This window comes from Paramaledivibacter caminithermalis DSM 15212 (assembly GCF_900142245.1).
Classification (GTDB): Bacteria; Bacillota; Clostridia; order Peptostreptococcales; family Caminicellaceae; genus Paramaledivibacter; species Paramaledivibacter caminithermalis.
The window spans coordinates 1-18,862 of record NZ_FRAG01000005.1; the positions used below are offsets into that span (position 1 = coordinate 1).

Genomic DNA, 18,862 nt, shown 5'->3' on the forward strand with positions numbered 1-18,862 from the left:
TAGTTTTTTCAATATCCCCATTAAGGGAAACATGCAGGTGGCATTTTTAATGGCATTGATATTTATACTTGCCATTAGTTGTCCAGCAATTATATTGGCAGCTCTGGTAAAGGATAGATTGAAGTTTGCTCAGATATCCTTTATGCTGTCTCTGCCTACCTTTGCCACTAGCGGTTATCTGTGGACAATGGATCAGCTTCCAGCTCCCCTGATTACTGGAATAAAGATGCTGTGGCCCCTAATATATTTTGTAAGACCCTTTGATGAGGTTATAGTAAAAGGACTCAGCTTTGAGGTTGTAAAAGGAAATATTATGGAAATGCTGATATATACATTGATATGGATGCCTATAGCCATATTTATATTAAAAAAGAGATATAAACAAGAGGAATGTGCAAACTAGGAAAGTTTAGCTGCTACCTTATGGTTAGCAGCTTATATCATATATGGAATAAGCTAAAAAATATAAAAAAATTTGAAAAAATTTAACAGGATTTTAAATATTAATATATAATATAAATATATTCAAAAAATTCTAAAAATGTTTGATGGGAGGAGACAGGTGTTAAGGTAGTCATTAAGAATGATTCTAAAACTTGGAACGTGTAATTTGCAACTATAAAAGAGGTGAATGTTTATGGAAAATATAATCAATAAAATAGTAGATATTGATAAAAAAGCACTAGATATAAAGCATAAAACAGAAAAAATGATAGACGAAAACGGAAAAAGATTAAATAAAAAGCTGTCTGAAATAGAAAAGAAAGAATTAGAAAAGGCAAAAGCATTAGGACAAAAAGAGTATGAAAAGCTTATAAAGCAGGGACAGCATAAGAGCAATGAAATTAAATTAATAGCTGAGAAGGAATGTGAGAAGCTTGAAAAAAGCTATACAAGAATACATAAAAAATTAGAAAAGGAAATCTTCACAAAAATTTTTGAAAATAACTAATACATAAAGCATGACATCAAACCAATCATTGCAATAACGCCTATTCAATCAATCACAGCACATCAATCTACTTTTGACTTTATAGAGATGACTTCAATCATCATAAACCGACCAAAACGAATGACCCAAATCCCAAACCCTAAATCTCAATCTCAGTCTTAATCTTAGTCTCAACCTCAGCCTCGACCATCAAGTATCCACAAAGGATGTGAAGCCATGGGAAGTGTAAGAAGATTTGCTGCTATAAATACAAAGATAAGGTCTTTAGAAGGAAGGTTATTGACCCAAGAGGACTATAATAAATTGATATTTATGAAAAATGTAGGTGATATAGCAAATTACCTAAAGGATAAAACAGCATATAATAAAGTTTTGGAAAACGTTAATACAGCGTCTATAAAAAGGGACCAGCTGGAGCTGCTACTTAAAAAGTATATAGTCAAGCAATATGAAAAGCTTATACATTTCTTTACAGATGAGTATAGAAGGCTTTTTAAAACACTTTTTTTAAGGTATGAAATAGAGGATTTAAAAATATTTTTAAGGGCTGTTGATAGGGAGGAAAGCCTTAGGCATGTTAAGGATTTAATAGTTTATTCAGGGATTTATAGTACTATAGATTATGAAGCCCTAAGCTCATCAAAAAACTTAGAGGAATTGATAAATAATCTTAAAAATACAATTTATCATAATGTATTGAAATCATATACAAGGGAAGTACCAGAGAAAAGACTGTTTTATATGGAAATGTCATTGGACAGGTTATATTTTAAGCTTCTTACAGATGTGGTAGAAAAATTAGATAAAAGGGATAGGGATATTTTAAGAGAGCTTCTTGGAAAAAATATAGATCTTATGAATCTACAGTGGATATATAGAGGACTTAAGTTCTATAGACTTTCTCCTGAGGAGCTTATCAACTATACTCTGCACAAAGGTTATTACCTAAATTATAGAAGAATAAAGGAGCTTTGTTATACAAAAAACGAGAAAGAACTTATAAATATGATGATAGACTGGAAATATGGCTTTTTATTTGATAATAAAAAGACCCTTGAAATTTTTATGGAAAGACGTATAGAGAGGTATTTATACTTTTTATTCCTTGATTATAAAAGAAAAGAAAAAATGAATATAATAGAGTCTGTTGTATATATACATCTTTTGGAGTTTGAAATGAGGGATATAATTTCTATAGTTGAAGCAGTACGTTATGGCATAGAAAAAGAAGCAGCTAAAAAATACTTGGTTAGGAAGCTTTGAAGGGAGGTGTAGTGATGGCGGTAGAGAAAATGGAAATGCTTAATCTAGTGGCTCCTATAGAAGAAATAAATAATATTTCGAGGGATATAATTTTGCTTGAAAATGTCCACATTGTAAATGCTTTAAATGAAATAAATGAAAGTAATTTCACACTGAATGTATTGGAGGAAAATTTGGAAGAACTTGTGGATATGTGCGTCATAAGGCCCTATATGGAGGATAAAGATTACAGGGATATATCTAAGAAGATTAATGATTTAATGGATTGCTTAGAGTTAGAAAAGACTATTAAAGAGGAATATATTGAAGGTAGCTATGACTTTAAGGCTTCAATAAAGGAAATAGAGGATATCTATTGGGAAATTAAAAGAGTCTATGAAGAAAAATCTTTATATACTGAGGAATTAAATAAAATACAGGAATTTGACAGTCATATACACCATTTGAAAAGAACAAAGGTAGACCTAAGTATTTTAAATAATCTTAATTTTTTCAGCTTTAAAATAGGAATATTGTCAAAGGAGAACATAAATAGACTTAAGAAAAATTATGAGAATATATCGGCTATTGTTTTACATATAGGCAGTAATACCCTAGGTGAGGTATATTTAGTTATTAGCCCAAGGGATCTGGAAACTGAGACAAATAGAATATTACATTCAGTAAATTTTCATGAACTGGATATTCCTAAAGAATTTTTAGGAACTCCTGAGGAGATAGTTATAAATATCGAAGATAAAGTAAAGGAAAATAGATCAAAACTAGAAAGCATAGATAATAAGCTAAAACAATTTAAGGAAAAATATGGAGTTATCATAGAAAGACAGTATAGTCGATTGAGATTGGAGGAAGAAGTAGCAGATATAAAAAAAGAAACAGCATGCACCAACAATTATTTTTATCTTTCAGGATGGGTACCTTCTAGGGAGAAAAAAAGGATTGAAAATAGGTTTAAGAAATATGGGCATAAAGTATTGATTATGTTTAAGGACGTCTCGGAGGTTCATAAGTATATAATTCCACCTACTAAACTAAAAAACAATAAATTAACTCGTCCATTTGAAGCCTTAGTCAAGATGTATGGGATACCGTCCTATGACGAATTAGACCCTACGATGTTTTTGAGCTTAACCTATATGCTTTTATTTGGAGCTATGTTTGGAGATGTTGGGCAAGGCATGATATTGTTTTTAGCTGGCTTGTATTTAAGTAAGAAAAATAGAAAAAGCTTTTATGGAGGAATACTTACAAGGCTAGGACTTAGTTCAACTATATTTGGATTTTTATATGGGAGCATATTTGGGTTTGAGCATGTTATTCCAGCCTTAATGGTACACCCTATAGAGCATATAAATTTTATGCTGATGGGCTCTGTAGCTATAGGGATTATAATGCTCATAACAAGCTTTGGATACAGTATCGTCAATAGAATAAAGCAAAGAGATATGAAGGAAGGTTTATTTGGCAGAAATGGTTTAAATGGCTTGATATTCTATTTATGCCTTTTAGGAATTGTAGGTAATGCTGTTATGGAAAGGGAAATAGTTCCTTTGAGTCTGTTGTATGTAATATTATTGATTTCCCTAATATTTATTGTGGTAAGGGAGCCTTTAGCTAATCTAATACTCAAGAAAAGACCCTTATACCATGAAGATGTATCAAGCTATTATATAGAAAGTGGATTTGATATATTTGAGACTCTCCTTAGCATGATGAGCAATACTATTTCATTCATAAGGGTAGGAGCCTTTGCCCTTAATCACGTTGGATTATTCATAGCCTTTCAAACCATGGCGAAGATAATGAATAATTTTACGGGGAGTATAATTATTTTTCTCATAGGTAATATCATTATAATATGCCTAGAAGGCTTAATAGTATTTATACAAGGTCTTAGACTTCAATACTATGAGCTTTTTAGTAAGTATTATAGAGGAGAAGGAATAGAGTTTAAGCCCATAAAGCTGGTTGATAGTTTAGATTAAGATTAAGACTAAGATTGAGAACTTGGGTCATTCTATGGGGATTTTAGTATCAGCTATTGTCCAAGACCATAAAGATTTGACCCTAGCCTTCTTAATCTCAACCTTGGCCTAATGGGTCTGCTAAAAAGATACTTAGGAGGTTTTATTATGAGATATATACTAATTTCTTCAATAATTATTGTTGTGTTAACAATAGCTTCAGGAATGATGATGATGTATATGAATTATGATGCGTCAAGGGCTAAGCTTAAAAAGGCTTTAAGATATAATTTGTTTACCTTTATTCCATTAATGCTTATAGCCCTTATAATCTTGATACCCAATATAGCTTTGGCTTCACCAAATAGTGTAGGAAGTCCATCGGGTCTTGGATTTATAGCTGCAGCCCTTTGTACTGGCCTTGCAACCATCGGTGCGGGATATGCAGTTGGAGCCGTTGGATCTTCTGCATTGGGAGCAGTATCAGAGGACCCTAAAATACTTGGTAAAACATTGATATTTGTTGGACTTGCTGAAGGTATAGCTATATATGGACTAATTATTTCTATATTGATACTGGGTAGGCTATAGGGTGATATTATGAAATCGTATTTGATAAGTGATAATCAAGAAACACTTATAGGCATGAGACTAGCAGGGATTGAAGGAGTAATTGCCCATACGAAGGAAGAAATTTTAGAAGAATTCAAAAAGCTATTGGAGCATAGGGATATAGGAATAGTAATTATCACAGAAAAAATATTATCCATGGCAGAAGAGGAAATTATGAAGGTGAAATTAGAAAGGGACTATCCATTAATTACTGTGATCCCTAATAGAGATCCTCAAAAAAGAGAGGACTATATATCGAAATATATAAAAGAATCGATTGGAATTAAAATATGAGGTGTTAATTATGATAACAGTGGAGGAGAAACTCGATGTTTTTACAAAATTAGTATTGGAAAAGGTGCAAAGGGAGTACGAAGAAAAAAAGAGGGAAATAGAAGAAAAAAACAATAAAATAATTAAAGAATATAGGTTAGAAATAGATAAGAAATGCCATAAAACTATTGAAAATATAGTAAATAGAGGTAAAATAGAGAAAAATCGGTTGATATCAAAGGCTAAGGTTGAAGGCAAGAGGATTGTTTTAGGTAAAAAAGAAGAGTTATTAGAGAAGCTTATAAAAAATATAGAAGCAAAGGCTCTTCAGTTTACATATGAAGATGATTATAAAGATTATTTAAAAAATAATCTTTACGCAATACTTAAGAACCTAGAGAATAAAAATTCTATAATACTATTTTTTACAGAGAGGGATAGAAGGAGGTATGATAGAAATATAACAGATATATTAAAGGAGAAGGGCTTTGATATTGAAAAAGTAAAGCTTGAAGAACTTGATTCAAGCTTAATAGGCGGGGTTATAGGCATGGATCAAGAAAAGACTATAAAAATAGACTGCTGCATTAAAACCCAGATATATGATAATAAGGAGTTAATAGGACAAATGTTGTATGATGAATTGGGGAAATAGGTTGTAGGTTGAAAGGCTTAATATCAATCTTGACCTTAAAAAATGACAAGAAAGCTAGTGTCACGAGGTGATTTAATTGGTTAGACACGGAACAATAGTTTTTATAAATGGACCTGTTGTTAGAGCTGGAAATATGGCGGATTTCAAGATGAGAGAGATGGTAATGGTAGGAAATAAAAAACTCATAGGGGAAGTTATTTCCATAGAGGGGGATGAAGGCACAATACAGGTTTATGAGGAAACTGAAGGCTTGAAGACTGGAGAAAGGGTAATATCAACGGGTAAGCCTTTATCCTTAAAACTAGGGCCAGGAATGATAGGAAATATATTCGATGGCATAGAAAGACCTCTAAAGAAGATAAATGATATTTCTGGAAGTTTTATAGACGAAGGAATAGGGCTTATTTCAATAGATGAAGAGAAAAAATGGGAAGCTAAAATCCTTGTCAGGGAAGGTGAGGTATTAAATGAGGGTGATGTTTTTGGAGAGGTTCAAGAGACCTCCCTTATAATTCATAGACTGCTTGTGCCTCCAGGAGTAAGGGGAAGGGTAAAATGGATTATAGATCAAGGTAAATACAATATTGAAGAGATTCTAGTAATTTTAGAAGATGAAAGTGGTAATGAGCATAATTTGAAAATGTATCAAGAATGGGCAGTAAGAACCCCAAGACCAGTTAATGAAAGACTGCCTATAGACATTCCTCTTATAACTGGACAAAGGATTTTAGATATATTTTTTCCGATTGCCAAGGGAGGAACTGCAGCTATACCTGGGGGCTTTGGAACGGGTAAGACCATGACTCAGCATCAGCTGGCAAAATGGTCCGATGCAGATATTATTGTTTATATAGGCTGCGGTGAACGTGGGAATGAAATGACCGAAGTTTTAGAGGATTTTCCAAAGCTTATCGATCCTAAGACAAACAAGCCCATAATGGAAAGAACTATTCTAATAGCAAATACCTCTAATATGCCTGTGGCTGCCAGAGAAGCCAGTATATATACAGGAATAACAATGGCAGAGTATTTTAGAGATATGGGATATCATGTTGCGGTTATGGCGGATTCAACCTCTAGATGGGCTGAGGCACTAAGGGAGATATCTGGTAGATTGGAAGAAATGCCAGCGGAGGAAGGATATCCTGCTTATTTACCTTCAAGGCTTGCAGAGTTTTACGAGAGGGCGGGCTATGTAAAAACCTTAAATGATGAAGAGGCATCGGTAACTATCATAGGAGCTGTATCACCTGCAGGAGGAGATTTTTCTGAGCCTGTTACTGAAAATACTAAAAGATATGTAAATGCTTTTTTAGGATTAGACAGAAAACTAGCTTATGCAAGACATTATCCTGCCATTAATTGGCTTTCAAGCTATAGTGGATATATAAAAATACTGCAGCATTGGTATAGGGAAAATATCAGTGAGGATGTCATAGATATTAGAAATAAATTCATGGAGATACTTCACAAGGAGAATAAGCTTCAGGAGATTGTACAGCTTGTTGGTGAAGATGTGCTTCCCGATGACCAAAGGCTTATACTGGAAATATCAAAGGTCATAAAAATAGGCTTTCTACAGCAAAATGCCTTTCATAAGATAGATACCTATGTGCCTATTGTAAAGCAGTATAAGATGCTAAAGCTTATTGATCATTTGTATAAGAGGGCATTTGAAGGAATAAAGAAGGGAATACCTATCTCTCAAATAAAGGATAGAAAAATTTTCAATGATGTAACTAAGCTAAAATACACCATTCCAAACGATAATTTAAGTGGAATACAAAGGCTGAAAGAGGAAATTGATCAGTATTATGATGATTTGCTGGAGAAGTATGAACAATAAAGAAACGTTGAATGTTCAAATGTTGAAGGTTGTAGGTTGAATAGTGTATATTATTGGATATTGGGACGTGATTTTATGAAGAAGGAATATTTAAAATTGGATAAGATAGAGGGACCATTGATAATGCTCTCAGAGGTTGAGGACGCATCCTATGGAGAGATTATAGATATAGATATGGCAGGAGAAAAAAGAAAGGGAAAGGTAATAAAAATAGAAAAGGATAAGGTTGTTGCCCAGGTCTTTGAGGGGACATCTGAATTATCAACAAGAAATGCATCTATAAGGTTTACAGGGAAGCCCTTTGAAATATCCCTTTCGAAGGAGATACTTGGCAGAACATTTAATGGTATAGGTATCCCAATTGATAATGGTGGAGAAATTTATAGTAATAAAAAATATAATGTCAATGGAAGACCTATCAATCCAGTAGCTAGAGAATATCCACGAAATTATATACAAACTGGAATTTCATCAATAGACTGTCTTGCTACTTTAATTAGAGGGCAAAAGCTTCCTATATTTTCTGGAAGTGGTATGCCCCATAACGAATTGGCGGCACAAATAGTAAAGCAAGCAAGAATCAGTTCAAGCAGCAATGAAGAGTTTGGTATAGTATTTGCTGCAATAGGGGTAAAACATGATGATGCAAATTATTTCAAAAGGAATTTTGAAGAATCGGGAGCAATAGAAAGGGTAGCTATGTACATAAACCTTGCCGATGATCCTATAGTAGAAAGAACGATTACTCCAAGATGTGCCTTGACTGCAGCTGAGTATCTTGCCTTTGAAGAAGGAATGCACATACTTGTAATAATGACGGATATAACTAGCTATTGTGAAGCACTAAGGGAGATTTCTTCTGCCAGAGAAGAGGTTCCCAGTAGAAAGGGCTATCCAGGCTATCTTTATTCTGATTTAGCCTCTCTATACGAGAGAGCAGGAATGATGAAGGGTAATAAAGGATCTATAACACTACTACCTATTCTTACAATGCCAAATGATGATATAACTCATCCTGTACCAGATTTGACAGGTTACATTACTGAGGGGCAAATAGTTTTAGGTAGGGAGCTTTATCAAAATAATATTTATCCTCCAGTAAATATATTGCCGTCCCTTTCAAGGCTTATGAAGGATGGAATAGGAGAAGGCTTTACAAGGAAGGACCATCCCGAGGTATCTAACCAGCTTTTTGCATCCTACTCAAGGGTTCAAGAGGTTAGAGCTTTAGCTCAAATAATCGGAGAAGATGATTTATCTGAGATAGATAAAAAATATATGGAATTCGGAAAGGCCTTCGAAGGCAGATTTATAACCCAAAATTTCGATGAAAATAGAAATATAGAAGAAAGCTTAAATCTAGCTTGGGAGATATTGGGCATTTTACCCAAGGAAGAATTAGACAGATTAAGTCCAGAGATGATTGAAGAATATTATAATTCATGAAAGGAATGACCTTATATGGAAAATATTACTCCCACTAAAGCAAATTTAATAAAGGCAAAAAGTCTTCTGGATTTTTCTGAGAAGGGATATAATCTGCTAGATAAGAAGAGAAGTGTCCTTGTGAGGGAAATGATTGGGCTTATTGATAAGGTAAAGGATGTACAAAATAGAATAGCCGATACCTTTGAGGATGCTTATAGGGCTCTTCAGGTAGTTAATATAACCATGGGAGTTAATAATGTTGAAGAGGTTTCTATGTCTATTCCAAAGGTGGAGGAATACGAAATACTTTTAAAGAGTATTATGGGAGTTGAGATTCCTACAGTAAAATTTGAGAAAAAAGTCCTACAGCCCTATTATGGATTTTTCAGGACAAATCCAGCAATGGATATAGCTGTAACAAAATTTAGGGAGGTAAAATATCTTATTTATGAATTATCTGAAATAGAGAATTCGGTATATAAGCTAGCTATGGAGATAAAAAAAACCCAGAAAAGGGCAAATGCCCTAGAAAAGATACAAATACCTAAATATAGGAGTCGGGTTAAATCGATTTCGGAAGCTTTAGAGGAGAAGGAAAGGGAAGATTTTTTTAGATTAAAAAAGGTCAAAAAAAGGATATAATAAAATTGCATAAAAACCTTATAAATTGTATAATTTCCTTATAAATAAAGGATTTCTTTTTTTTATATAGAATACTATTATATTTAAGAAGTTTAAATTTTTCTAATCCTAAATAAAAAATTCTTACTACACAAACTATATAGGGGGTAAAGCAAATGAAAAAAACAAACAAAATATTAGTTGTACTAGTAACCTTATCTGTACTGCTTCTATCAAATACTATAGGAGTATTGGCACTTCAAAGTTTTACTGATGTGGGAGATGGACATTGGGCAAAGGATTATATAGAAAAGATGGAAAAAAAAGGCATAGTAACTGGATATCATGATGCAACCTTTAGACCTTCAGAAAATGTTAGCAAGCTGTCAACAATCGTTATGATTTTTAGAACAGTAAAGGCTGCGGGCAAATTAGAGGGTGTAAATTTAAGCAGTTTAGTAGCTAAACATAATATGGCTCTATCACAATACAATATACCAAATTGGGCAAAAGAAGCAGTGGCTTTTGCACTTGAAAAGAAAATAGTTAATACATATGAGCTTAGGGGTTTTTTCAAGGCTGATGGAACTTTAGAAAATATCAAAAGATCAGAAGCATCTGTATATTTGGGTAAAGCATTAAATTACTATTTAAAGGAAGAACTTAGCAAAAATATCATATATCTTGATTTTAATGATAGAGAGTTTATTTCTACAACGGATGCTCCATATATAGACCTACTAGTAAGAAAGGATATCATAAAGGGTGACGAAAATCGCAACTTTAATCCAAACAAGCCTATTATGAGGGCTACAGCTGCTAAAATGTTTTCAATAGCCTATGATATATTATGCGACATAGAGGTAAAGCCAGAAAGTGAGAAGGAATTGAAAACTGAAGAGGGGAAAATTATACTCATAGTAGATGATAATAACTCCATAGTAGTGGAAAATAGTAATGGTAATAAAAATATCTATAAATTCAATAATGATACACAGATATTAATCGATGGCAAAAAATCATATTTCAATGATCTTGACGAAAAAGATAATATAAAGTTATATCTTGATAAAGATGAAGTTGTAGTGAAGGCTGAGGTTGATATGGGATTATCGTCAGATTCCCAAGGAGAAGTGCATAATATAGTTGATATGGGAGGTTATTATTTATTAACTGTTAAGGATAAAGAGGATAGCAGTAGAAGGAGAATATATAAGGTTTATGACGATGTAAAAATGAAGCTTAATGATGTAGAAGCTAAGCCTTCAGACCTTGAAAGGGGAGATATTATATCCCTTGTGGTTGATGGGGAGATTGTAAAGGAAATAGAAGCTAAATCTAAGACTAGGGTTTATGAAGGGATACTTGAAAGCGGTGTTTATTTCGAAGAATCCCTTAAGATAAAAATAAAAACTTCTTCTCAGAAGATATACGAGTTTGAAGTAGATGAGGATGCAGAAGTTAGAAAAAATAATAGAAAAAAATCCTTAACAAGTCTAGTAAAGGGTGATGTAGTTGCGATAACTACCGAATATGGTAAGGTGGTTAAGATAGAATCTACTAGTATTGATGGTGATGCTGAGGGTGTAATAACTGAAATAATTCTAGGTAACGTAAATAAGATTACAATTTTAGATGATGATGGAAATGAGAAAACATATACTCTTGCACCCGATGTAGATATAGAGATCGATGATGAAGATGCTGAAATCTATGATTTGAAGATAGATTATAAGGTTGAGTTGGAAATAGAAAGTGATGTTGTAAAGGAAATCGACGCAGAAGAGGTTGAAACCAGCGATACTCTAAATGGTACAATAATAGAGATATATGATGACTATGAAGCGATAAAAATTAAGGTTAAAGAAAACAATGAGACAAAGTATTATTCAATTTTAGCAGATGACGTAGAAATAATTACTGTAAGCGGTAAAACTAGAAAGTTTAGGCATCTTGATAAAGGTGATGAAATATTTGTTTACTGTGAAGGAGAAGATAAGGTTTTTGACTTTAAGGCTGATAAAATAATTATAGTAAAAGAAAATTAACTAGGGAAAAAATTGCATAATTTAAAGCCATATGCACCAATTAATTTTTTAGGAAAATGATTATGCAATTTATTCAAATATAAGTTTTTGGGGGTATGAATTAATGGAAAAAGTAATGATTAGAATGAGGATGAGCATGCATGATGCCCATTATGGAGGAAATTTAGTTGATGGGGCAAAGATGCTTCAATTATTCGGTGATGTTGCTACTGAATTATTAATCAGAAATGATGGTGATGAAGGATTGTTTGCTGGTTATGAAAGTGTGGAATTCACTGCACCTGTTTATGCAGGAGACTATATTGAAGCGGTGGGAGAAATAACCAAAATCGGAAATTCTTCAAGAAAAATGAAGTTTGAAGCTAGAAAGGTAATAGTTCCAAGACCAGATATCAATGAATCAGCATGTGATGTATTAGAAGAACCTATAGTTGTATGTCGTGCAGTAGGAACTTGCGTAGTTCCTAAGGATAAACAGAGGAAGTAGTTCTAAGTTTTAGAGTGGATTTAAAAAAATTAAAACTCACAATCATACTGATAAATTTAGAATGAAGGGGAAAGGATGTTATTATGGAAAAACTGATAATTACTGCTGCATTGACTGGTGCCGAGGTTACTAAGGAACTACAGCCTAATCTTCCTGTGACACCCGATGAAATAGCCGAGGCTGCTTATGAGTGCTATAAAGCAGGGGCTTCCATAGTACATGTGCATGCCAGAGATGATGAAGGAAAGCCTACTCAAGCCTATGAGGTTTATAAGGAAATCAAGGAAAAAATCGAAGAAAGATGCGATATAATAGTTCAGCCTTCAACTGGAGGTGCTGTATGGCACTCAGCAGACGAAAGACTGCAACCTGTTGAACTTGCTCCAGAAATGGCTACCTTAAGTTGTGGAACTTGTAATTTTGGGTCCGATGTTTTTATGAACTCTCAGGAATATATTGAAAAGTTTGCCAAGAGAATGAAGGAGCTTGGGGTAAAGCCTGAAATAGAAGTGTTTGAAAGAGGGATGATAAATAATGCCTTAAGATTAGTAAAAAAAGGTCTTATTGCTCCTCCACTTCATTTTGACTTCGTTTTAGGTGTGCCAGGAGCTTGTCCTGGAACACCAGAGGATTTGATGCATATGATAAGAAGTATACCTCCTGGGTCAACTTGGACAGTTGCAGGAATAGGTAAAGATGAACTTCCCCTTGCAGTTATGGCTGTGATTCTCGGTGGTAATGTAAGGGTAGGATTTGAAGATAATATTTATTACTCAAAGGGAGTATTAGCTGATTCAAATGCTCAGCTGGTAGCAAGAATAGTAAGAATAGCTAAAGAAATGGGAAGAGAAGTAGCAACTCCCGATGAGGCAAGAAAAATATTAGGAATAAGTAAAAAATAGATAAGAATATTGTAGAGGAGGTTGTAAATGAAGCTTTTTATTGATACTGCAAATATTGATGAAATAAGGGAAATAAGTGATTGGGGAGTATTGGCAGGAGCTACTACAAATCCATCACTCATAGCAAAGGAAGGACGAGACTTAAAGGAAGTAATAAATGAAATAGTTAGTATAGTAGATGGACCTATAAGTGCAGAGGTAGTTGCAGAGAAGGCAGAGGATATGGTAAAGGATGGAGAAGTTTTAGCTGGTATGCATGAAAATATTGTTATAAAGATTCCTATGACAGAAGAGGGATTAAAGGCGATAAAGATTTTAAGCAAGAAGGGTATCAAAACAAATTGCACATTAATATTTTCAGCAAATCAAGCTTTACTTGCAGCTAGGGCTGGAGCAACCTTTGTAAGTCCATTTGTTGGAAGGATGGACGATATAGGAAATGCAGGAATGACACTTATTAGTGAAGTAGCTCAAGTCTTTGAGATACATGGAATAGATACAGAAATAATTGCAGCAAGCATAAGACATCCAATGCATGTAACAGAAGCAGCACTACAGGGAGCACATATATCAACAATTCCATACAAAGTATTCAAACAGATGCTAAAGCATCCATTAACAGATATAGGAATAGAAAAATTTAACAAGGATTGGGAAAAATTAAATAAATAATATGACAAATGCGCCCTCAGGGCGCATTTTAGTTACAAGCTCAAAGTGCTAGACTCTATCCTTATTTTAATACTTAAGTGTAGTTATTTCTATAAATTTATTTTCATAATCCTTTCTGTTGGGATTGAAATAATTCATATCAAGTTTTTTAGTTATACCAGTTATATCATTATTATTATCATTAGTATATCCACTTCCCCAAGTAGCATCAGCAATAATCCATCTACCATTAATCTTTATTTCATTCCATACATGGAAGTTATCGTTATCAATCTTACCCTTGACTATCTTAGAAGGTATATTAGAGGCTCTAAGTAAAGCAGCATATAAATATGATATTTCTTCATTTGTTCCTTTTTTATCGGTCAAAACTTTCTTTGCACTTCTAGGATGAGAATTTAGTAATTCATCATATTCTATGTTTTCATAGATCCATTTAAATATTGCTTTTGATTCATCATATTTAGGAAGGTATTTATTGATATCTTTAGTGATTTCCTTAGCTAAATTAATTATTTCATTGTCGTTCTTTTCAACTAAAAGACTAGGTATAAGATATCTTATATCCTGACTATTAGAATTTATTATGTTAAACTGCATTATTTTAGAATTTTCTTGAGGTTTAGGAGCTATTATAGTTACATTATGGTTACCTAGACCAAAGGGAGTATAGATTTTTGAATCAAATTTATTATTTGAAATAGGTATTTTAAACTTGCATTTTTCATCTCCTTTAGAAACTTCAACAATAAAATATTCTAAATCCGTTTCTTCACTTAAAGTACCTTTAAAGTCAAACTGGCTTTGGACTTCCATGCTTGAGGAAATTTTTGTGTTTAAATTTATTCCATAATTAAAAAAGTCTTTGTATTCTATATAATGTTCGTTTTCGGTATTGATAACACCATCAATTTCAATTGTGTGAATTATATTTGATATTATATTTAAAAGCTGACTATCATTAGACTGGGAATAATATGAAAATGTTATACTATAACTATATTTTGAAGAAGTAAAATAGTATAAAACCTGATTAATTTCAGGAGTTATTGAAGAATTTTTTAAATATATTACATTTATATCAATATTGTTAATGCTTAATTTGTCACTTCCAGTAAATACAACCCTATCTTTATAGGTTTCTAAAATAGCAGCTTTACTTTTTTCGGTAAATTCATCTAAAGTCATTGGTTCTTTAAATTCTTTAATATCGACAATCATTTGGATATTATCTTCTTCGTCCTTATATCCGAATTTATTGGAACTATCAGAAGTGTTCCAAAATTCAGGTATCATAAGATTAATACCAGAATCAAAATATTTAGGTATATATGAGATATCATCTATCAATTCAGGTTTTTTTACATCATCATCAGAAATTAATAATACAGTCCTAGTTTCAGCATCCCACTTAACATCAATACCAAAGCTTTCTGCAATAAATCTAACAGGAACTAAGGTTCTATCATTTCTTATAATCGGAGGAGAATCCAAATGAAAGCTGTTACCATTTCTATATGCTGTGGTATCTCCGATTTTAAGCTTAATGAACATATCAGATACATTGTTTTTATATCTTCTATATCCAGTAACTGTTTTTTGCTTATCATACCATTCAACTTGAGCACCTAGATTTTCGAATATGGCTCTCATAGGAACCATGGTTCTATCATTTACAATTATAGGCTCAGTGTCAAATTCCAAAATTTTTTCATTTAATTTAACCGTTATTTCCTTTGTTTTTTCAGTAGGATTAGTAGCATATACATTTATATTGATAAAGCTTAAAAATACGAAGACAGACATTAATATAAACAGTTTTTTTGTCATGAAAGCACCTCCATAGTTCATCATTTCAATTCTAAAGTTTTTACTTAAATTCCTATATAGAGATTCCAGTCAAAATTTTAGCTTATCCACATCAAAAATCTTCAAAAGCTACTGATACTTTGATATGGACAAATTAAGATTTGATTGAAACTCTGCATATGTAAGTGAAAAGGACAATTAGCCTCATTTTTTCTTTCTAAATATAAATATATCACAACTGCTTGACTGGATACCTTTTTATAAAAATATTTAAAATAAATGTATAATATGTGTAATGAAACTGTAATAATTAAATATATAAAGAAAATTTTCTGATATAAAGTCTTTACTTAAATTCCTATATAGAATAGATTTCCTATTATTGTTTTTAGTTTTGTCGCATTTATAATTAAAGTATGTTATAATTATTACGAATAAATCTTAGTACCTGCTCCAAATATAGATTATACCCTTCTTAAAGGTAATAAAAACTAAAGTTTAATTGTCTGAAATTATAAAAAATCTATATTTCCCTAGATATTTTATAAAAATTTGATATTATAAATATTGTAACTAAAAACATAAGGGAATGGAGTAATTTAAACGTGGCAAAATTGCATAAAATATATGGTATAGCTTTAGGGAACTTAAAATCATATATAACAGATAGTTTTTACAGACAAAAGATAATTATACAATTCGCTTTAATTAGTATTTTAAAAGTATCAATTAAAATACCATTTATTGACTGGATTAAGAAATAAAAGCATGAATTCCAAGCTTTGTTTTGTTAGCATTAAATCACATTGAGGGGGAAAATTAGTTTATGGATAGGAATTTGGCTATTAATTTAGTTAGAGTTACAGAGGCTGCTGCATTAGGATGTGCAAAATATATGGGACGTGGTGATAAGAATTTAGCAGATCAAGGTGCAGTAGATAGTATGAGAAAAATGTTTGACACTATGGACATCGATGGAATTGTTGTAATTGGTGAAGGTGAATTAGATGAAGCTCCTATGCTTTATATTGGTGAGAGAATTGGTATGTGTCAAAATGATTCGTTAAAGGTTGATATAGCCGTTGATCCACTAGATGGTACAAATTCTGTTGCAAAGGGATTGGCAAATGCGATATCTGTAATCGCTATGGCACCTAGAGGATGTCTTTTGAAGGCTCCAGATACCTATATGTATAAGTTAGCTGTAGGACCAAAGGCAAAGGGAGTTATAGATCTAAATGCATCAGTAAAGGAAAATATGTTTAATATAGCAAAAGCTCTTGATAAAGACATTACAGAGCTTACAGTGACAATGTTAGATAGAGATAGACATAATGATATAATTAAGGAATGTAGGGAACTGGGCTGTAGAATACAATTGTTTAGAGACGGTGACGTTGCTGCTGCAATTGCTACCTGCTTTGAGCATACAGGTGTAGATGTTCTTATTGGTAAAGGTGGAGCACCTGAGGGAGTTATAGCTGCTGCAGCTTTAAAATGCTTAGGTGGAGAAATGCAGGGTAAGTTATCACCGATGAGTGATGAAGAGATAGAAAGATGTAAAAAAATGGGAGTTCAGACGGATAAGGTATTTTTATTAGATGATTTGGTTAAAGGCGATGAAGTATATTTTGCAGCAACAGGTGTTTCAGATGGAGATTTGTTAAAGGGAGTAAAGTATCTTTCTCATAATAAATGTTTAACTCATTCTGTGGTAATGAGATCTGAAACGGGAACAATTAGATTTATTGAAGCCATTCATAATATGGAAAAGAAACCTAAATATGCAAAATAGGTTTTAAGATAAAGATTAATATTAAGATTGAGTATTAAGCTCAATCTTAATCTCAATTTAAATAACACGGAGGTGCAGACTTGGATTCAGTACAATTGGAAAATAAAAGGCTCTCAGAACTGAGAGAAATTGCTAAAACCTTAAATATAAAGGGTTTTTCGAAATTGAAAAAAAATGAACTTATAAATATTATTTTAGAAAATTCAAATAAAGAAAACGAAGATACTCAAAGTAATAACCAATTGAAGATAGATAAAAGTATTTCTAGGGAAAAGCTGCCAGAAAAGATTAACGATGAGATTAAGAGAAATAATGAAGCAGATGTGGTGGAAGGTGTTTTAGAAATAATGCCAGATGGGGGATTTGGATTTTTAAGGTTTCATAATTTTCTGTCCAGTGAATTAGATGTCTATGTTTCTCCTTCTCAGATAAGAAAGTTTAATTTAAAAACAGGAGATAAGATTTCTGGTATTACTAGACCTGCTAAAAGCAGTGAAAAGTTCAGGGCTCTTTTATATGTTCAGAAAGTAAATGGTGATCCTCCTGAAATTGCTGCTAAAAGACCTAATTTTGAAAATCTCACCCCAATTTATCCCAATGAAAGAATAACTTTAGAAGCTAATTCATCGGACCTTTCAATGAGACTCATTGATTTTATTGCTCCTATTGGTAAAGGACAAAGAGGGCTAATAGTTGCTCCTCCTAAGGCAGGAAAAACTATTTTACTTCAAAAAATTGCCAAAAGCATATCTTTAAATTATCCCAAGTCAGAAGTTATAGTTCTTTTAATTGATGAAAGACCAGAAGAAGTTACAGATATGAAACGCTCTATAGATGCTGAGGTAATATACTCTACCTTTGATGAACTTCCAAATCATCATATAAAGGTTGCTGAAATGGTATTAGATAGAGCTCAGAGGCTTGTTGAGCAGAAAAAAGATGTGGTAATTCTTCTTGATAGTATAACAAGACTTGCAAGGGCATATAACCTTACAATACCTGCCACTGGTAGAACATTATCTGGAGGGCTTGATCCAGCTGCTTTACATAAGCCCAAAAGGTTTTTTGGAGCTGCTAGAAACATAGAGGAAGGTGGAAGTTTAACTATTCTAGCCACTGCATTGATAGACACTGGCAGTAGGATGGATGATGTGATTTTTGAAGAATTTAAGGGAACAGGTAATATGGAACTTCATCTAGATAGAAAGCTATCAGAAAAGAGAATTTTTCCAGCAGTAGATATCAAAAAATCTGGAACTAGAAGAGAAGAGCTACTTCTTAGCCAAAAAGAACTTGAGACAATATGGAATATAAGAAGGGCAATGAGCAACAACCCATCATATGAGGTTACAGAAGCAATAATTAATCAACTGATAGCTACAAGGAATAATGAAGAATTCATTGAGATGGTGAGAAAGAAGATATTATAATTTTTTAAATAAGTTTAAAGTGTGCCTTGAATATTTAATTAAGATATGATAAAATATAGTGGTTGAATAAGGCATAAATATCATCAAAGGTCATTGTTATTGACA

Annotated in this window: 17 protein-coding genes; 16 read left to right on the forward strand and 1 reads right to left on the reverse strand. The window is 32.6% G+C overall.

The window, feature by feature from the left end; genetic code table 11:
- From BUB36_RS02860 to fsa, 14 genes are all read left to right on the forward strand, one after another.
- A partial coding sequence (locus tag BUB36_RS02860; protein ID WP_131821203.1) for an ABC transporter permease occupies positions 1-403 on the forward strand: 403 nt, incomplete at its 5' end.
- A 234-nt stretch (positions 404-637) separates the two neighbouring features.
- Entirely contained in the window at positions 638-952 is a 315-nt protein-coding gene (locus BUB36_RS02865) for a hypothetical protein (protein WP_073146889.1), read from the forward strand.
- A gap of 216 nt (positions 953-1,168) precedes the next feature.
- Entirely contained in the window at positions 1,169-2,215 is a 1,047-nt protein-coding gene (locus BUB36_RS02870; protein ID WP_073146890.1) for a V-type ATPase subunit, read from the forward strand.
- 14 nt (positions 2,216-2,229) lie between these two features.
- Entirely contained in the window at positions 2,230-4,200 is a 1,971-nt protein-coding gene (locus BUB36_RS02875; protein WP_073146891.1) for a V-type ATP synthase subunit I, read from the forward strand.
- Positions 4,201-4,347: 147 nt separating this feature from the next.
- A complete protein-coding gene (locus tag BUB36_RS02880; protein ID WP_073146892.1) occupies positions 4,348-4,770 on the forward strand; it encodes an ATP synthase subunit C in 423 nt (140 codons plus the stop codon).
- 9 nt (positions 4,771-4,779) lie between these two features.
- Positions 4,780-5,085, forward strand: a complete 306-nt coding sequence (locus BUB36_RS02885) for a V-type ATP synthase subunit F (RefSeq protein WP_073146893.1) — start codon at positions 4,780-4,782, stop codon at positions 5,083-5,085.
- Between the two features lie 10 nt (positions 5,086-5,095).
- Entirely contained in the window at positions 5,096-5,719 is a 624-nt protein-coding gene (locus BUB36_RS02890; RefSeq protein WP_073146894.1) for a V-type ATP synthase subunit E, read from the forward strand.
- A 76-nt stretch (positions 5,720-5,795) separates the two neighbouring features.
- The gene (locus BUB36_RS02895; protein ID WP_073146895.1) at positions 5,796-7,565 is read left to right on the forward strand and encodes a V-type ATP synthase subunit A; all 1,770 of its coding nucleotides are present in this window, start codon (positions 5,796-5,798) and stop codon (positions 7,563-7,565) included.
- A gap of 75 nt (positions 7,566-7,640) precedes the next feature.
- Positions 7,641-9,011: a V-type ATP synthase subunit B gene (locus BUB36_RS02900; RefSeq protein WP_073147047.1), complete on the forward strand. Its 1,371-nt coding sequence runs from the start codon at positions 7,641-7,643 to the stop codon at positions 9,009-9,011.
- Positions 9,012-9,026: 15 nt separating this feature from the next.
- Positions 9,027-9,635, forward strand: a complete 609-nt coding sequence (locus tag BUB36_RS02905; protein WP_073146896.1) for a V-type ATP synthase subunit D — start codon at positions 9,027-9,029, stop codon at positions 9,633-9,635.
- A gap of 155 nt (positions 9,636-9,790) precedes the next feature.
- Complete coding sequence (locus tag BUB36_RS02910) at positions 9,791-11,662, forward strand: S-layer homology domain-containing protein (protein ID WP_073146897.1); 1,872 nt, start codon at positions 9,791-9,793, stop codon at positions 11,660-11,662.
- A gap of 103 nt (positions 11,663-11,765) precedes the next feature.
- A complete protein-coding gene (gene kal / locus BUB36_RS02915; protein ID WP_073146898.1) occupies positions 11,766-12,149 on the forward strand; it encodes a 3-aminobutyryl-CoA ammonia lyase in 384 nt (127 codons plus the stop codon).
- Between the two features lie 83 nt (positions 12,150-12,232).
- Complete coding sequence (gene kce, locus BUB36_RS02920; protein WP_073146899.1) at positions 12,233-13,051, forward strand: 3-keto-5-aminohexanoate cleavage enzyme; 819 nt, start codon at positions 12,233-12,235, stop codon at positions 13,049-13,051.
- 27 nt (positions 13,052-13,078) lie between these two features.
- Positions 13,079-13,723, forward strand: coding sequence for a fructose-6-phosphate aldolase (fsa, locus tag BUB36_RS02925; RefSeq protein WP_073146900.1), 645 nt, complete (start codon positions 13,079-13,081; stop codon positions 13,721-13,723).
- A gap of 66 nt (positions 13,724-13,789) precedes the next feature.
- On the opposite strand, the gene BUB36_RS02930 is transcribed toward fsa, so the two are convergent.
- Positions 13,790-15,553 (reverse strand): stalk domain-containing protein, encoded by a 1,764-nt coding sequence (locus tag BUB36_RS02930; protein ID WP_073146901.1) that lies wholly within the window; start codon positions 15,551-15,553, stop codon positions 13,790-13,792.
- An 805-nt stretch (positions 15,554-16,358) separates the two neighbouring features.
- On the opposite strand from BUB36_RS02930, the gene glpX reads away from it, so the two are divergent.
- Positions 16,359-17,327 carry a class II fructose-bisphosphatase gene (gene glpX / locus BUB36_RS02935; protein ID WP_073146902.1) on the forward strand — a complete coding sequence of 323 codons (969 nt, stop codon included), beginning with the start codon at positions 16,359-16,361 and terminating at the stop codon, positions 17,325-17,327.
- A gap of 80 nt (positions 17,328-17,407) precedes the next feature.
- Positions 17,408-18,757: a transcription termination factor Rho gene (gene rho / locus BUB36_RS02940; RefSeq protein ID WP_073146903.1), complete on the forward strand. Its 1,350-nt coding sequence runs from the start codon at positions 17,408-17,410 to the stop codon at positions 18,755-18,757.
- Positions 18,758-18,862 lie beyond the last annotated feature (105 nt).

Bases quoted from the DNA above. Each gene is read 5' to 3' on its own strand.
- BUB36_RS02885 (WP_073146893.1), top strand. From the start codon at position 4,780: ATGAAATCGTATTTGATAAGTGATAATCAAGAAACACTTATAGGCATG.
- glpX (WP_073146902.1), top strand. From the start codon at position 16,359: ATGGATAGGAATTTGGCTATTAATTTAGTTAGAGTTACAGAGGCTGCT.
- BUB36_RS02890 (WP_073146894.1), top strand. From the start codon at position 5,096: ATGATAACAGTGGAGGAGAAACTCGATGTTTTTACAAAATTAGTATTG.
- BUB36_RS02880 (WP_073146892.1), top strand. From the start codon at position 4,348: ATGAGATATATACTAATTTCTTCAATAATTATTGTTGTGTTAACAATA.
- fsa (WP_073146900.1), top strand. From the start codon at position 13,079: ATGAAGCTTTTTATTGATACTGCAAATATTGATGAAATAAGGGAAATA.
- kce (WP_073146899.1), top strand. From the start codon at position 12,233: ATGGAAAAACTGATAATTACTGCTGCATTGACTGGTGCCGAGGTTACT.
- BUB36_RS02865 (WP_073146889.1), top strand. From the start codon at position 638: ATGGAAAATATAATCAATAAAATAGTAGATATTGATAAAAAAGCACTA.
- BUB36_RS02870 (WP_073146890.1), top strand. From the start codon at position 1,169: ATGGGAAGTGTAAGAAGATTTGCTGCTATAAATACAAAGATAAGGTCT.
- BUB36_RS02900 (WP_073147047.1), top strand. From the start codon at position 7,641: ATGAAGAAGGAATATTTAAAATTGGATAAGATAGAGGGACCATTGATA.
- kal (WP_073146898.1), top strand. From the start codon at position 11,766: ATGGAAAAAGTAATGATTAGAATGAGGATGAGCATGCATGATGCCCAT.
- BUB36_RS02875 (WP_073146891.1), top strand. From the start codon at position 2,230: ATGGCGGTAGAGAAAATGGAAATGCTTAATCTAGTGGCTCCTATAGAA.
- BUB36_RS02910 (WP_073146897.1), top strand. From the start codon at position 9,791: ATGAAAAAAACAAACAAAATATTAGTTGTACTAGTAACCTTATCTGTA.
- BUB36_RS02930 (WP_073146901.1), bottom strand. From the start codon at position 15,553: ATGACAAAAAAACTGTTTATATTAATGTCTGTCTTCGTATTTTTAAGC.
- BUB36_RS02905 (WP_073146896.1), top strand. From the start codon at position 9,027: ATGGAAAATATTACTCCCACTAAAGCAAATTTAATAAAGGCAAAAAGT.